13 protein-coding genes are annotated in these 14,604 nt (G+C 52.0%); 8 read left to right on the top strand and 5 right to left on the bottom strand.

Going from position 1 to position 14,604, the window contains the following annotated elements:
- Positions 1-9: 9 nt before the first annotated feature.
- On the top strand, positions 10-1,872 hold the full coding sequence (locus IEV89_RS01915) for a M3 family metallopeptidase (protein WP_188469853.1): 1,863 nt from the start codon (positions 10-12) through the stop codon (positions 1,870-1,872).
- Positions 1,873-1,926: 54 nt separating this feature from the next.
- Here IEV89_RS01915 and IEV89_RS01920 read toward each other — a convergent pair whose 3' ends face one another.
- Positions 1,927-2,556 carry a flavin reductase family protein gene (locus IEV89_RS01920; protein ID WP_188469855.1) on the bottom strand — a complete coding sequence of 210 codons (630 nt, stop codon included), beginning with the start codon at positions 2,554-2,556 and terminating at the stop codon, positions 1,927-1,929.
- A gap of 218 nt (positions 2,557-2,774) precedes the next feature.
- Between IEV89_RS01920 and rlmF the strand changes: the two genes are divergently transcribed.
- Positions 2,775-3,740: a 23S rRNA (adenine(1618)-N(6))-methyltransferase RlmF gene (gene rlmF / locus IEV89_RS01925; RefSeq protein ID WP_188469857.1), complete on the top strand. Its 966-nt coding sequence runs from the start codon at positions 2,775-2,777 to the stop codon at positions 3,738-3,740.
- A gap of 290 nt (positions 3,741-4,030) precedes the next feature.
- Here the strand turns inward: rlmF and IEV89_RS01930 are convergent, their stop codons facing one another.
- Positions 4,031-4,930 (bottom strand): TIGR01777 family oxidoreductase, encoded by a 900-nt coding sequence (locus tag IEV89_RS01930; RefSeq protein WP_188469859.1) that lies wholly within the window; start codon positions 4,928-4,930, stop codon positions 4,031-4,033.
- Positions 4,931-5,091: 161 nt separating this feature from the next.
- A complete protein-coding gene (yfcG, locus tag IEV89_RS01935) occupies positions 5,092-5,721 on the bottom strand; it encodes a GSH-dependent disulfide bond oxidoreductase (protein ID WP_188469861.1) in 630 nt (209 codons plus the stop codon).
- Positions 5,722-6,106: 385 nt separating this feature from the next.
- Here yfcG and yfcD point away from each other — a divergent pair, with 385 nt between their 5' ends.
- Positions 6,107-6,757, top strand: a complete 651-nt coding sequence (yfcD, locus tag IEV89_RS01940; RefSeq protein WP_229746336.1) for an NUDIX hydrolase YfcD — start codon at positions 6,107-6,109, stop codon at positions 6,755-6,757.
- Positions 6,758-6,808: 51 nt separating this feature from the next.
- Here the strand turns inward: yfcD and IEV89_RS01945 are convergent, their stop codons facing one another.
- Positions 6,809-7,825, bottom strand: coding sequence for a LacI family DNA-binding transcriptional regulator (locus IEV89_RS01945; protein WP_188469863.1), 1,017 nt, complete (start codon positions 7,823-7,825; stop codon positions 6,809-6,811).
- A 332-nt stretch (positions 7,826-8,157) separates the two neighbouring features.
- Between IEV89_RS01945 and IEV89_RS01950 the strand changes: the two genes are divergently transcribed.
- The 5 genes from IEV89_RS01950 to IEV89_RS01970 all read left to right on the top strand — a co-directional run bounded on the left by IEV89_RS01950 (position 8,158) and on the right by IEV89_RS01970 (position 12,318).
- The gene (locus tag IEV89_RS01950; protein WP_188469865.1) at positions 8,158-8,601 is read left to right on the top strand and encodes a PTS sugar transporter subunit IIA; all 444 of its coding nucleotides are present in this window, start codon (positions 8,158-8,160) and stop codon (positions 8,599-8,601) included.
- Between the two features lie 119 nt (positions 8,602-8,720).
- Positions 8,721-9,002 carry a PTS sugar transporter subunit IIB gene (locus tag IEV89_RS01955; RefSeq protein WP_188469868.1) on the top strand — a complete coding sequence of 94 codons (282 nt, stop codon included), beginning with the start codon at positions 8,721-8,723 and terminating at the stop codon, positions 9,000-9,002.
- A 55-nt stretch (positions 9,003-9,057) separates the two neighbouring features.
- Entirely contained in the window at positions 9,058-10,434 is a 1,377-nt protein-coding gene (locus IEV89_RS01960) for a PTS ascorbate transporter subunit IIC (protein ID WP_188469870.1), read from the top strand.
- Positions 10,435-10,538: 104 nt separating this feature from the next.
- Positions 10,539-11,372 (top strand): transketolase, encoded by an 834-nt coding sequence (locus tag IEV89_RS01965; RefSeq protein WP_188469872.1) that lies wholly within the window; start codon positions 10,539-10,541, stop codon positions 11,370-11,372.
- The gene (locus tag IEV89_RS01970) at positions 11,365-12,318 is read left to right on the top strand and encodes a transketolase family protein (protein WP_188469874.1); all 954 of its coding nucleotides are present in this window, start codon (positions 11,365-11,367) and stop codon (positions 12,316-12,318) included. Before IEV89_RS01965 ends, IEV89_RS01970 begins: the two co-directional genes overlap by 8 nt.
- A gap of 87 nt (positions 12,319-12,405) precedes the next feature.
- Here the strand turns inward: IEV89_RS01970 and pta are convergent, their stop codons facing one another.
- Complete coding sequence (gene pta / locus IEV89_RS01975) at positions 12,406-14,544, bottom strand: phosphate acetyltransferase (protein WP_188470341.1); 2,139 nt, start codon at positions 14,542-14,544, stop codon at positions 12,406-12,408.
- Positions 14,545-14,604: the final 60 nt, after the last annotated feature.

A 14,604-nucleotide genomic window follows, 5' to 3' on the forward strand; every position in this document is an offset into this window, starting at 1 on the left:
GAAGATTGCATGAAAAAGCCTCAAGACTATTTTAACGCCCTGAATCACGACTACCTCAACGTCCACAAAACCAAAGAAAACCTGTTCTGGCAAAATTATATGGGTACCGGCGATGAGAATGTTTCTGCTGAATTCTCAGCGGCTGAAACCGCCTATAAACGTTTTATCGCCGAACCTTCCCGCCTGAGCGAGCTGCGTGAACTGATTTCCGGACTGGAAAAACAGACCCTCGACGACGATGGCAAAGCCCTGCTGCACGGCCTGCAAGGCTGGTATCGTTTTTTTGACTGCAATGCGATCGAAGATTCCAAAGCACAAGCGCTGCTGGATGAGATTATTCAGGCTGAGTCTGCCCTCTACGCCAAACGTAAACAGCATCGTCTGACCCACATCAATGCCAAAGGGGAACGCGTTAACGCCTCGCTGGGTGAGCTGCTGACCAATCAGGCAACCAATGAAAATGAGTCTTACCGCCGCAGTTCGCAGATTGCCTTGCGCGAACTGGAAGAGTGGTTGCTGCATAACGGCTTACCGGAGCTTATTGGTCTGCGCAATCGCTTTGCGCGTCAGTTAGGCTTCCGCAACTATTTCGATTACAAAGTGAACAAAACCGAGCGTATGACGCCGGAACAACTGTTCGCCATTCTTGATCGTTTCGAAGAGCAGACGCGTGAAGGCAATGTGCGCAGTCTCAATGAACTGGTGGCGCGAGAGGGGGATGCGGCATTATTACCATGGAACATCCGCTTTGCCAGCGCCGGCGACGTTACCCGCCAGCTCGATCCTTACTTTCCTTTTGCTGACTCTCTGCGCCGCTGGCTCGACAGTTTCAAACGCCTGAACATTGGCTTCAATGGTGCCGATATGCAGCTCGATTTGCTGGTTCGCGAAGGCAAATATGAGAACGGCTTTATGCACAGCCCGGTACCGGCATTTTATGATCAGGGTAAATGGGTCCCCGGCGAGATCAACTTCACCAGTCTGGCGAAACCGGATCAACTGGGCAGTGGGGCGAGCGGGCTGAATACGCTGTTCCACGAAGGCGGACACGCGGCGCACTTTGCTAATATCCGACAAAATGCCCCCTGTTTCTCGCAAGAATTCCCACCGACCTCAATGGCTTATGCGGAAACGCAATCCATGTTCTGCGACAGCCTGCTCGATGATGCCGACTGGCTGAAACGTTATGCGAAAAACGCCGCTGGAGAACCGGTGCCGGATACGCTGATCCACGACAACATTGCCGCCCGTCAGCCGATGCGTGCGTTCAACGAGCGCCATATTTTGCTGGTGCCTTATTTTGAATGGCAGCTTTATCAATGGCCGGATGAGAAACGCACACCAGAAGCCATGCTGGCGCTGGCCCGCGATGTCGAAACGCACATTCTGGGGGTTACCGGCAGCCCGCGCCCGACGCTGGCCATTCCGCATCTGTTGTCGATGGAGTCCGCCTGCTCTTATCAGGGATACCTGCTGGCACTGATGGCGGTAGAACAGACTCGCGCCTTCTTCCTGAAACGCGATGGTTACCTAACAGATAATCCTGCCATCGGCCCCGATCTGGCGAAACATTATTGGTCGCCGGGTAATAGCATCAGCCATGATGAGACTTTGCGTCGTCTGACCGGCGAAGGCTTTAACCCAGATTATCTTGCGCAGGTATGTAACCAGACCGTAGACGTGGCATGGGAAGAGGCACAGGAGACGATCAGACGGGCAGCGCAGCGTGAACAGCCGGTGGCCGATTTCGACCTCAACGTGCATATCCGCGTCGTGGATGGCAACCGTGTACTGGCGGACAGCGCCGATGGCGATGACGCGATGTGTCAGGACTTCGCTGATTTTGTCGAGCAAACATATTTAGGGAAGTAATCACTGTCAGATCAGCGGGCGCGGGACGAATCCCGCGCTTTTTTATCGCAGAATTTAGCGGGCGTCAGGGCGAATCAGGTCAAATCGATTCTCCTCAGATATGCCGTAGTAGGCGGTCGGGCCACCGGCTCGCAGCACGGGTTCAGCCAGCGCCGTCTGGTAAACCCCGTCAATCAGCAAATCTGTTGCGATGTGCACCGCGACGACTTCACCGAGAACCAGCCAGGTATCGACTTTTTCTCCGGCTGCACTTTGCAACTGAATGCATTGCGTGAGTTTGCACTCAAAATTAACCGGGCTTTCCGCGACACAATCTGCGGCGACGATGCGGCCGGGGCGCGGTGTCAGGCCGGAAAATTCAAACTCATCACCGTCGCGTGGCAGGGAAACTGAACTTTGGTTCATCTTTTCCAACAACGAGCGGGTGGTGAGGTTCCAGACGAATTCGCCGGTTTCCACGATGTTTGCCACACTATCTTTCCAGCCGATACTGGCAAAACCAATAATGGGTGGATGATAATTAAATGCGTTGAAGAAGCTGTAGGGCGCGAGGTTGCGCTGACCCGCGGTATTGCGTGATGCGACCCAGCCGATAGGGCGAGGTCCAACGATGGCATTAAACGGGTCATGTGGCAGGCCGTGACCCGCGGAAGGTTCATAATAATAACGTTCGTCTATGCTCATAGTGTTCCTCTGTGGCGCGATAGTGGGGGTGTTGGTTGGCACGTTAATCGTTTTTCTGCACCTCTGCCCGTCAGTGTCCGGCAGAGGTGGGCGGTTTGTGTTATCTTACGCGCCAGAAATTACGACAGGTTGGTTTTCATTCGCAAGACCCGTCTTTTCATCACCCTATACGATTTATAAAATTATTTTTTCATAAAATACTCCGGAGAGTCATTCAGGTGGAAAACAAAAAAATCTTCCCGCAAGAAAAAAGCGGCCTGCATCCGCGCAACCGCCACCGCAGCCGCTATGACTTCCCGGCCCTGATTGCCAGCAGCCCTGAGCTTGAGCCGTTTGTCTCTGAAAATAAATGGGGCGATCTGTCGGTGGATTTCGCTGCACCTCTGGCGGTCAAAGCATTGAACCGGGCTTTGCTGCGTCATTTCTATCAGATTGAAAACTGGGAAATCCCTGCCGATTATCTCTGCCCGCCTATTCCGGGGCGCGCGGACTACGTGCATCACCTGGCCGATTTATTGGCGGGTAGCAATCAGGGTGAAATCCCGAAAGGCAAAGACATTGCTATTCTGGATATCGGTGTAGGCGCTAACTGTATCTATCCCATTATCGGCCTGCGCGAATATGGTTGGCGTTTCACCGCCAGTGAGATTGATGCCACTTCGATGGCGGCGGCGAAGAAAATTGTTGCGACCAATCCGCTGCTGACCAACCAGGTCCGTTTTCGTTTACAGGCAAAACCACCGCGTATTTTTGACACGATTATCCGTCACGACGAGCGTTATGATGCGGTGCTGTGTAACCCGCCATTCCACGGTTCCGCAGAAGAAGCGGCAGGCAGCAGTCAACGTAAGCGTCAGAATCTCGGCATCGATCGTCGCACCGGCAAGGCTGAATTGAATTTCGGTGGCCAGCACAACGAGTTATGGTGTGAAGGCGGTGAAGAGTCCTTTGTGGTGCGTATGGCGGAAGAGAGTGCTGAAAAACGTAATAATTGCTTGTGGTTCACCGTTCTGATTTCTAAAAAAACCACGCTGCCACTGATTTACGAAGCGCTGGAAGAACTGGAAGCCACCGATGTGCGTACCGTCGAAATGACACAAGGCAATAAGATCAGCCGTTTTGTCGCCTGGACGTTTCTCACGCCGTGGCAGCAAAAAAGCTGGGCTGATAAACGCTGGAACTAATGTCATCTGCGGGTTTTATTGTGCAATTCCTCAGCCTGACGCACAACATGGCGTCAGGCTGAAAATCTTCAGCGGTTCTATTGTTGACTGTGCCTTAGCGCTTATAGACGTGATGCTTGAAGCCCGGCCACCTCGATTTCGCCAAGCGCGCAGTTAAAGCGCAGGAGATATTTAAGAGGTGCTGCGATTGGCACCTCTTAACGCCGGTTTAGGTATCAACTCCACCTTTTGACGTTGAGTTTACAAGCCGCGGTGCTCAGCCGGCCAGGCGGGATAAAACAACGTATTCTTCACTCCGCCAGTAGATCCTCCAGTGCTGCTTTCAACTCCTGATGACTATATGTAAACCCAGCATCTTCCAACCGTTGCGGAACGGCCCGCTGTCCGCCGAGGACCAGAACGGCGGATTCGCCCATCAACAACCTGATGAGCCCCGCAGGAACGCGCATAAAGGCCGGACGGTGCAGAACCTCGCCGAGCAGGGCGCTGAATTGTTCGTTACGTGCCGGGTAGGGAGAAACCATATTGAAAGGACCGCTGAGCGTTTCGTGCATCAGCAGGAAAATAATGCCGTTTACCATGTCGTCGAGGTGGATCCACGGCATGTACTGTTGGCCGTCACCTAACGGGCCGCCAAGACCGGCGCGGAAGGGCAGGACCATTTTTGCCAACGCCCCACCTCTTTTCGCCAATACGACACCCGTCCGCAGTAGACACACGCGGGTACGGTCACTTTCAGCAGCCAGGGCCAGCGCTTCCCAGCGCTCACAAAGCTGCCAGGTAAATTGCTTATTAGGCGGTTCGTCCTCCGGCACCAAGGCTTGCCTTTGATCACCGTAATAACCGATTGCTGAACCGGATACAAACACCGGTGGCGGGTTCTGGCTGGCATTGATCAATGTCGCCAGGCGTTCAGTGACTTTCCAGCGGCTGTCGCATAATTTCTGTTTCTGCTCTTTGGTCCAGCGCTTGTCGGCAATGGGTTCTCCTGCCAGATTGATCACTGCGTCAAAGCCATTGAGTGACGTTTTATCGTCAAGCGTCTTCCACAGAAGCACTTCCGGGCCGAGGATTTTAGCAGCCCTTTCAGGTGTGCGTGTCAATACGGTGATCTGATGCGATTGGCCCAGAAGGCGCTCGGTGAGTCTGCGTCCGATGAGACCGGTGGCACCGGTTATCAATATTTGCATAGGCTGGCTCCTTAACTGTTTGAATGCATGCGCGAACACTTCCTACCAGCATAGATTACTCTACTTGCTTAGCACGCGATGCAGAGCACATCTCACCGTATTTATTTTGAAGACTTCACGTCACCTGAAGAGGCCTTTGGCGAGAGCCAAGGCAAAGGTGCTTACTTTTGTTCAGCGATTGCATAGGCTTTTTCGGTAGCCGGGCGATTTTTAATGCGTTCGAACCAGTTACGCACGGCAGGGAAGTCTGCCAGATCGATACGCTGGCGTTCGTGAGAGACGACCCACGGATAGGTGGCGATGTCTGCAATACTGTAATGCTCTCCGGCGATGTAGGCATTTTTCATGAGCTGGGTATGCAGAACACCGTACAGGCGTTTGGTCTCTTGCTGATAGCGTTCGATGGCATAAGGCACCGGTTGCGGGGCGTAATGGTTGAAGTGGTGATTCTGACCCAGCATCGGACCGAACCCGGCCATTTGCCAGAACAGCCACTCCAGTGTCCGGGTGCGTTCACGCAACTCCAGGCTGAGCAGTTTGCCGGTTTTCTCCGCTAAATATTGCAAAATGGCACCCGATTCAAACACGCTGACCGGGGCTCCTCCATCGACGGGTTGATGGTCAACAATGGCCGGAATTTTATTGTTAGGTGAGATGGCTAAAAACTCGGGTTTGAACTGATCACCCGTTCTGATATCAATACGGTGAAGGTGGTAGGGAAGTCCAGTTTCTTCAAGGAAGAGCGTGATTTTGTGACCGTTAGGTGTTGGTGCAAAATAAAGATCAATCATATTGCCTCCTGCGGTATTTTATTCTCTGTCCGTTGGTATGTGTCCACCAATCGGCAGGGCTGGGTGCGTCTAATGTTTTGAAAAAATAGATATTTATGCAGCATCTGGCGTTATCCGCCATGAATCGAACGCCCTTAGGTTAACATAGTCGTTAAAGGTCACTACTACAGTGAGACAAGTCTGATGGCATCCCCTGATGGGTGACATAGGTTTAACAGTGAGATAACGCATCTGTTGCTATTGAAGCACACCCATAGAGACAGATAGAATCATCTTGCATGCGCTTTTTTACCGATAGACAGTCTTGAACAAAGTGGTAAATTCTCTCCCGGCAGAACAACAATTAATTGCGCAAAAGCCTGCGCTCAAGAGAAGGTTTCATAGGATGGCGGAACAAGAGCAGAACACCGACACCGGCGAATGGGTTGATATCGTCAATGAAGAAAATGAGGTTATTGCCCAGGCCAGCCGTCAGCAGATGCGAGCTCAATGCCTGCGCCATCGTGCCAGCTATATTGTGGTACATGATGGTATGGGTAATATCCTGGTGCAACGACGCACCGAGACCAAGGATTTCTTCCCCGGCTGGCTAGATGCCACAGCGGGTGGCGTAGTGCAAAGCGGCGAAGTGGTATTGGACTCGGCACGTCGCGAAGCAGAAGAGGAGCTGGGCATTGCTGGTGTGCCTTTTGCCGAGCATGGCATGTTCTATTTTGAAGAGCCGAATAAATGTCGCGTGTGGGGCGCGCTATTTAGCTGCGTGTCGCACGGTCCATTTGCTTTGCAAGAGGAAGAGATCGACGAAGTTCGCTGGATGACGCCGGAGGAGATCACCGCGCGTTGTGATGAATTTACCCCAGACTCACTAAAAGCGCTGTCGCTGTGGATGACGCGGAATAATGAGAAAGAACACGGCAAGCCGCTGGTACGTGAAGAACCTATATTGCCTGGCGATCCTCTGCCGGTTGAACGTTCGTCGTTCTCGCTGAGTGGTCGTGAAGAAGACAAAATACGGGTGAAGTGTGATCTAAAATAACAGTAGGGTGGCTCAGGCCGCCTGCTGTTTTGCATTTTCAACCCTGGCTGCTCAACAACTGTCCCGCCGACACAATGACGAGGCAATCGTCACCTCCTCCCACTCTTCATCATGAATTCTTGCCAATAAAGCTTGTGCTGCACGGGTGCCAATTTCTTTGTGGGGAACCGTCATCGTGGTAAGCGGAGGCTGGCAGACACGACTGACGTCGCCATTGCCAAAGCCGACCACGGCGAGATCGTTTGGCACTTTTATGCGCCTCCGCTGGCATTCATACAATACGCCACAGGCGAGCTCATCGGACACACACACCAGCGCATCCAGTTCAGGCCAGGCAAGCAGAAACTCCGGTAGCTGGCGCGCACCGGTTGAGAAGCTGGCCGGTTCTGCCGAGTTAATGACTCGGTGTATCGATCTGTGCGCCCGCAGCATGGCTTTGTGCCAACCTTGCAGGTGTTGCTGGAAAATCCACTGTTCTTGATTGGCGCATAGCATACCGATGTTTTGATAGCCTTTATCAATCACCGCTTTGGTCAGTTGATGCATCGCTTCAACATTATCGATGCCAATGTTCATGTCGATGGGAGATTCGGTCAACGCCCCGATTTCCAAAACGGGTATTGAAGCATTGTCCAGCCAGTTGCGCACGTTAGCCGAGTGCTCAACGCTGAGCAAAATGGCCGCCGCCAGGTTGTAAGAGAGAAAGGTTTCCAGCAACTTCTCTTCACGCTCCATCCGGTGCTGTGATTCTGCCAGCATGATTTGATAGCCCGCAGGTTGTAGGATTTTCTGTAACCCGGCAAACATGTCAGCACAGCCGAACTCGGACAAACTTGGCACAATCATCGCAATAGTATAAGACGAAGCGGAAGCCAGCGAACTGGCGGCCTGATTGGGTAGATACCCCAATTGGCTGACAGCTTCTTCGATCTTCTCCCGTAGTTTATCGGATACCTGTTCCGGCGTTCGCAACGCCCGGGATACGGTCATGCTGCCAACTCCCGCCAATAGAGCAACATCAGCCAACGTGACTCTTCCGGTACTGCGTCGTTTTTTGTTAATCGACATTCACAATCCTGACTCCTATACCCCGAGGTATAGCGAAAAAAGCAAGCCGGGGAAGGGGTTATACCCGAAGGGTCCACGGCAGAGTTGAGTAAATTATCGGTGATTTCCTGACAAAGTATACCGTTATTTGTGCGACCTGCGGCCCGGTGATGGCGATAGGCGACTATTTTTGATAGCGCTATCACAGAACGTAATGGTAGCGATTTGGTAGCGCTATCTTTGTGAGTTGTATCACGGATGTTAACGCTACCGGTGAGTAAAGTCAGAGGCGTTGGTGTTGTCTGGGGGAATTTGGCACGCCAGCTAATGAAAATTAAACCGGAGCTACAGCGATGCTGAATGATTGGTTAACATCTGACAGGATTCAGATCAGAACAGATATCACGGACTGGCGGCAGGCAGTGGAAGTCAGCGCTGAGCCACTGCTGAAAGAAGGGACGATCACACCTGACTATCTGGCGGCAATTTTTGCCCAACGGGAAACGTTAGGGCCGTATTTCGTTCTGGCACCAGGCATTGCGATGCCGCATGCCCGACCAGAAGAGGGCGCGAAAGGGTTAGGGTTGTCGTTACTCACATTGCCACAAGGCGTGAAGTTTAATTCTGAAGATAATGACCCGGTTTATACGGTGGTGATGTTATCGGCACCAGATAAACACAGTCATATCGAATTGATCTCTGAATTAGCAGAGCTCTTCTCTAGTGATGAAGATATGAAAAAAATACACCAAGCAACCGATGTTAAAACAATTCAGGATATCATCGCGAAATTCTGACCGTGAGTTATAAATTAATGGAATTACATTAATTTATAACGAAAGTACTGACGAGAAAAAACATCAGAAGGCATTCTGGTGCGTAAACCTAAAAACATTTTAAAACACAGGTGAATAAGATGAAAATCATGGCGATTTGCGGTTCCGGTTTAGGCAGCAGCTTTATGGTCGAAATGAACATTAAAAAGGTGCTGAAAAAATTAAATATTCAGGCTGACGTTGAGCATTCTGATTTGTCATCGGCCATTCCCGGTGAAGCCGATCTGTTCGTGATGGCAAAAGACATCGCCGCAAGCGCTAACATTCCGGAAAATCAGCTGGTTGTCATTACCAATATTGTGGATATCAACGAGCTGGAAGCTAAATTGATCGCACACTTTGACAAGTACTCACTGTCCTGATCCTGACCGACACTGATTACCCTACAATAAAAAACAATAGATATCAGAGGTGGATATGTTTATCCAGGAAACGCTCAAGTTTGTGGTTGATATATTAAAAGTGCCTTCAGTGCTGGTCGGTATCATTGCATTGATCGGTCTGGTCGCCCAAAAGAAAAACTTTTCTGATGTGGTTAAAGGTACGGTAAAAACAATACTTGGATTTTTAGTTTTAGCAGGCGGTGCGACGGTATTAGTCGGCTCGTTAAATCCATTGGGCGGAATGTTTGAACATGCCTTTAATATTCAGGGGATCATTCCGAATAACGAAGCGATTGTTTCTATCGCGATGGAAAAATTCGGTGCGCCAACGGCATTAATTATGGCTTTCGGGATGGTCGCCAACCTTATCGTGGCACGTTTCACTCGCCTCAAATACGTCTTCCTGACCGGGCACCACACGTTCTACATGGCCTGTATGATCAGCGTCATTCTGACCGTGGCCGGTTTTGAAGGCGTGGCGCTGGTCTTCACCGGCTCACTGACATTGGGCCTTATCATGGCGTTCTTCCCGGCGCTGGCGCAGCGTTATATGCGTAAAATTACTGGGAATGACGATATCGCTTTCGGCCATTTCGGCACCATCGGTTATGTGCTTTCCGGTTGGATCGGCAGCAAAGTCGGTAAGGGTTCACGCTCTACCGAAGAGATGAACTTGCCTAAAAATCTCAGTTTCTTGCGTGACAGTTCCATCTCTATCTCTCTGACCATGATTATCATCTACCTGATTATGGCGGTGTTTGCCGGGCAAATTTTCGTTGAGCAAACCTACAGCGCAGGCCAGAACTATCTGGTATACGCCATCATCATGGCGATTACCTTCGCGGCGGGTGTGTTCATCATCTTGCAAGGTGTGCGTCTGATTCTGGCTGAAATTGTCCCAGCGTTTGTCGGTTTCTCTGAGAAATTGGTTCCTAACGCTCGCCCGGCGCTGGATTGCCCGGTCGTCTATCCCTATGCGCCAAACGCTGTGCTGATCGGCTTCCTGTTCAGCTTCCTTGGCGGTCTGGTTGGCCTGTTCTTGTTAGGCCAGATGCATATGGTGCTGATTCTGCCTGGTGTCGTGCCACACTTCTTCACCGGTGCGACCGCGGGAGTGTTCGGTAACGCAACTGGCGGACGTCGCGGTGCGATGGTCGGTGCTTTTGCTAACGGTGTTTTGATCACCTTCCTGCCGGTTCTGTTGCTGCCTGTCCTTGGCGCGTTGGGCTTCGCTAATGCCACCTTCTCTGACGCAGACTTCGGGGTCATCGGTATTCTGCTGGGCAATCTGGCTCGCTTTATGTCGAAGGAAGCCATCATGGCGCTGATTGTCGGAATCTTCGCCGTGCTCGTCGCTTACAATTATTTGGGTAAAAAACCGGCGGCGGCGAAAGCGGTTAGCGAAGAGTAATTCAACCACTTATTCACTCTCTCATCACCATCAGGGAAACACACTCCAGGCCTGTTAGAAATAACAGGTCTGGATAAGTGCTCACTTAATAAGGACCCAACAAGATGAAAGATCTCCACGAGGTACATGACCTGGCCCGACGAATCCGCATTGAGACGCTGAAAATGCTGACGGGTTTGGGGTTTGGACACTACGGCGGCAGTATGTCTGTGGTGGAAACGCTGGCGGTATTGTATGGCGATGTGATGCGCATCGACCCGAAAAAGCCTGACTGGCAGGAGCGGGATTATTTTGTGCTCTCTAAAGGCCATGCCGGTCCGGCGCTGTATGCCACGCTGGCGCTGAAGGGCTATTTCCCTGTCAGTGAGCTTAAAACGCTGAATGAAAACGGCACTAAACTGCCGAGCCACCCGGATCGCCTGCGCACCGTAGGCGTCGATGCCACCACTGGTTCGCTCGGACAGGGAGTGTCTATTGCCGCCGGTATGGCGCTCTCGCACAAATTGGCCGATCGTGCGAACCGTGTGTTCTGTATTCTCGGCGATGGCGAACTGAACGAAGGCCAGTGCTGGGAAGCCTTTCAGTTTATTGCGCACCATAACCTGCACAACCTGACGTTGTTTATCGATTATAACAAGCAGCAGCTTGATGGCATGCTGGAGGATGTGATTAAACCATTCGATTTGGCCGGTAAATTTAGTGCGTTCGGATTCGATGTACAGACGATTAAAGGCGATGACGTAGTCGCAATACGCGATGCTGTGACGCCGGAACGTCAGGGCGAGCAGCGTCCGCTGGTGGTGATCCTCGACAGCATTAAAGGGCAGGGCGTGACCTATCTTGAGCAACTGGCGAACTCACACCATCTGCGTTTAACGCCGGATGTGAAGCTGGAAATTGAAAACGCGATCGCCGAATTGGAGGCCGCCCATGTTTGAAGTCTCTCTGGAATTACAAAAAGACGCCGTGGAAATGCGTAAAGTCTATGCCAATACCGTGCGTGAAAAAATTGTTGAGAACACGCCAATCATCGCGCTGGAAGCGGATTTGATGAGTTCGATGGCAATGGATGACGTGCATAAAGATTATCCGGAGCATGTGATTAACTGCGGCATTATGGAGGCCAATGTGATCGGTGTGGCAGCAGGGTTATCGCTCACCGGCCGCGTGCCGTTTGTGCATACCTTTACTGCTTTCGCCAGCCGCCGCTGCTTCGATCAGCTGTTTATGTCGCTGGATTACCAAAAGAACAATGTCAAAATTATTGCGTCGGATGCGGGCGTCAGTGCCTGTCACAACGGCGGTACACATATGTCGTTCGAAGATATGGGAATCGTGCGCGGGCTGGCGAACTCGGTCGTCATGGAAGTGACGGATGCGGTGATGTTCCGCAATATTCTGTTGCAGCTGATGGATCTGAACGGTTTCTACTGGGTGCGGACTATCCGTAAACAGGCGACTCAGATCTACAAAGAAGGCTCGACGTTTACCATCGGCAAAGCCAATTTACTACGAGACGGCACCGATGTGACGCTGATTGCCAACGGCATTATGGTGGCAGAAGCACTCAAAGCGGCTGAGATGCTGGAACGCGAAGGTGTTAGTGCTGCGGTGATCGACATGTTTACGCTCAAGCCAATCGATAAAAACATCATCATTCAGTATGCCGCAAAAACCGGCAAGATCGTGACCTGCGAAAACCACAGTATTCACAATGGGTTGGGATCTGCGGTGGCTGAAGTGCTGGTGGAGAATCATCCGGTACCTATGCGCCGTGTGGGCGTTAAAGAGCGTTATGGTCAGGTTGGCACGCAGGCGTTTTTACAGCATGAATACGGGCTGACTGCTGAGCAGATTCTTGAGGCCGCCAGGCAGTTGCTGTGAACAGAAAGGCCGAGGCAAAACGCCGACATGATGTCGGCGTTTTGCTGTCTTGCGGGTAGTGGCTACAGCGCGCAATAATTCAGAGAATTACTTTGCTGCCGCTTGTGTCTGAGCAGACTGAATCGCCGTCAGTGCCACGGTGTAGACGATATCGTCTACCAGTGCGCCACGGGACAGGTCATTTACCGGTTTGCGCATGCCTTGCAGCATTGGCCCGATAGAAACCAGATCCGCAGAACGCTGAACCGCTTTGTAAGTGGTGTTCCCGGTATTCAGGTCTGGGAAGATGAACACGGTAGCCTGACCGGCAACCGGAGAATTTGGCGCTTTGGATTTCGCAACATCAGCCATAATCGCGGCATCGTACTGCAACGGACCGTCGATGATAAGATCAGGACGTTTTTCCTGCGCCAGACGGGTAGCTTCACGCACTTTCTCAACGTCGCTACCGGCACCTGAGTCGCCGGTTGAATAGGAGATCATCGCAACGCGCGGTTCGATGCCAAAAGCGGCAGCGGAATCAGCAGATTGAATGGCGATTTCAGACAGCTGTTCAGCAGTTGGGTCCGGGTTAATCGCGCAGTCACCGTAAACCAGAACTTGTTCGGGCAGCAGCATGAAGAACACAGAAGAAACCAGTGAGCTGCCTGGTGCGGTTTTGATCAACTGCAAGGCTGGACGAATGGTGTTAGCCGTGGTGTGAACCGCGCCAGAGACCAGACCGTCAACTTCACCTTTTTCCAGCATCAGTGTAGCGAGCACGACATTGTCTTCCAACTGCTCGCGGGCGACCACTTCAGTCATGCCTTTGCTTTTACGCAGTTCGACCATACGGGCAACGTATTCTTCGCGCACGACGGCTGGGTCAACAATCTGGATGCCTTTACCTAATTCAATACCCTGAGCGGCCGCGACGCGTTGAATCTCGTCTGGGTTGCCCAGCAGTACGCACTCTGCAATACCACGTTCAGCACACAGCGACGCGGCTTTTACAGTGCGGGGTTCGTCGCCTTCCGGCAGTACGATACGTTTGTTAGCCGTGCGGGCCAGTTCAGTCAACTGATAGCGGAACGCTGGCGGAGAGAGGCGTCGTGAACGCTCTGAATGGGCGCTCAGAGAATTGATCCAGTCGCTGTTGATGTGTGAAGCCACATACTGTTGCAGCTTCTCAACGCGCTGGTGATCATCCGCAGGGACTTCCAGATTGAAGCTCTGCAGGCTGAGCGAGGTCTGCCAGGTATTCGTTTCAACCATAAACACCGGCAGCCCAGTTTTGAAAGCACGTTCACACAGCGTGTTGATGCGATCATCAATGTCGTAACCACCGGTCAATAGAATTGCGCCAATTTCAACGCCGTTCATTGCGGCAAGGCAGGCTGAAACCAGCACATCCGGACGGTCCGCAGAGGTAACCAGCAGTGAGCCCGGACGGAAGTGTTCCAGCATGTGCGGAATACTGCGCGCGCAGAAGGTGACAGATTTCACACGACGAGTTTGTATATCGCCTTCATTAATAATGCGGGCATTCAGGTGCTTCGCCATATCGATTGCGCGAGTAGCAATCAGTTCAAAGCTCCATGGAATGCAGCCCAGCACCGGAAGCGGACTGTTAGCAAACAGCTGGCTTGGGTCAACGTTGGCCACGCTGGCTTTGGTGGAGTCATCGAAGATTTCTGACAGATCCGGGCGTGTACGGCCTTGCTCATCAACCGGGGCATTCAGTTTATTGATGATAACGCCGGTGATGTTTTTGTTTTTGCTGCCACCGAAGCTACTGCTGGCCAGTTCGATTCGTTCTTTCAACTGGGCCGGAGAGTCATTACCCAGCGCGATAACAAACACGATTTCAGCATTCAGTGTTTTGGCAATTTCGTAGTTCAGTGCGTTGGCAAACTGATGTTTGCGTGTTGGCACTAAACCTTCAACCAGCACCACTTCGGCGTCTTTGGTATTTTCGTGATAACGGGCAATGATCTCTTCCATCAGTACGTCTTGCTGGTTTGAACCTAGCAACGTTTCCACATGGCTCATTTTCAGCGGTTCCGCTGCCGGAACGTTGGAGTTGGCGCGGATAATGGTGGTGGTCTGATCGGGTGTATCGCCGCCAGTGCGCGGCTGAGCGATAGGTTTGAAGATGCTCAGGCTAACGCCTTTTTGTTCCATGGCGCGGATCACACCAAGACTGACACTGGTCAGACCGACGCTGGTGCCTGTAGGGATCAACATAATTGTACGGGACACGGCTAAACCTCTCTGGTTTGCCAGACGAAGCATAACCCGGTGGGG

Source organism: Hafnia psychrotolerans (assembly GCF_014639435.1).
Classification (GTDB): Bacteria; Pseudomonadota; Gammaproteobacteria; order Enterobacterales; family Enterobacteriaceae; genus Ewingella; species Ewingella psychrotolerans.

What these genes read in the sequence shown, in the direction of transcription:
- IEV89_RS01915 (WP_188469853.1), top strand. Translation starts at nt 10, where the DNA reads ATGAAAAAGCCTCAAGACTATTTTAACGCCCTGAATCACGACTACCTC.
- IEV89_RS01920 (WP_188469855.1), bottom strand. Translation starts at nt 2,556, where the DNA reads ATGAGCATAGACGAACGTTATTATTATGAACCTTCCGCGGGTCACGGC.
- IEV89_RS01930 (WP_188469859.1), bottom strand. Translation starts at nt 4,930, where the DNA reads ATGCAAATATTGATAACCGGTGCCACCGGTCTCATCGGACGCAGACTC.
- yfcG (WP_188469861.1), bottom strand. Translation starts at nt 5,721, where the DNA reads ATGATTGATCTTTATTTTGCACCAACACCTAACGGTCACAAAATCACG.
- yfcD (WP_229746336.1), top strand. Translation starts at nt 6,107, where the DNA reads ATGGCGGAACAAGAGCAGAACACCGACACCGGCGAATGGGTTGATATC.
- IEV89_RS01945 (WP_188469863.1), bottom strand. Translation starts at nt 7,825, where the DNA reads ATGTCGATTAACAAAAAACGACGCAGTACCGGAAGAGTCACGTTGGCT.
- IEV89_RS01950 (WP_188469865.1), top strand. Translation starts at nt 8,158, where the DNA reads ATGCTGAATGATTGGTTAACATCTGACAGGATTCAGATCAGAACAGAT.
- IEV89_RS01955 (WP_188469868.1), top strand. Translation starts at nt 8,721, where the DNA reads ATGAAAATCATGGCGATTTGCGGTTCCGGTTTAGGCAGCAGCTTTATG.
- IEV89_RS01960 (WP_188469870.1), top strand. Translation starts at nt 9,058, where the DNA reads ATGTTTATCCAGGAAACGCTCAAGTTTGTGGTTGATATATTAAAAGTG.
- IEV89_RS01965 (WP_188469872.1), top strand. Translation starts at nt 10,539, where the DNA reads ATGAAAGATCTCCACGAGGTACATGACCTGGCCCGACGAATCCGCATT.
- IEV89_RS01970 (WP_188469874.1), top strand. Translation starts at nt 11,365, where the DNA reads ATGTTTGAAGTCTCTCTGGAATTACAAAAAGACGCCGTGGAAATGCGT.
- pta (WP_188470341.1), bottom strand. Translation starts at nt 14,544, where the DNA reads ATGTTGATCCCTACAGGCACCAGCGTCGGTCTGACCAGTGTCAGTCTT.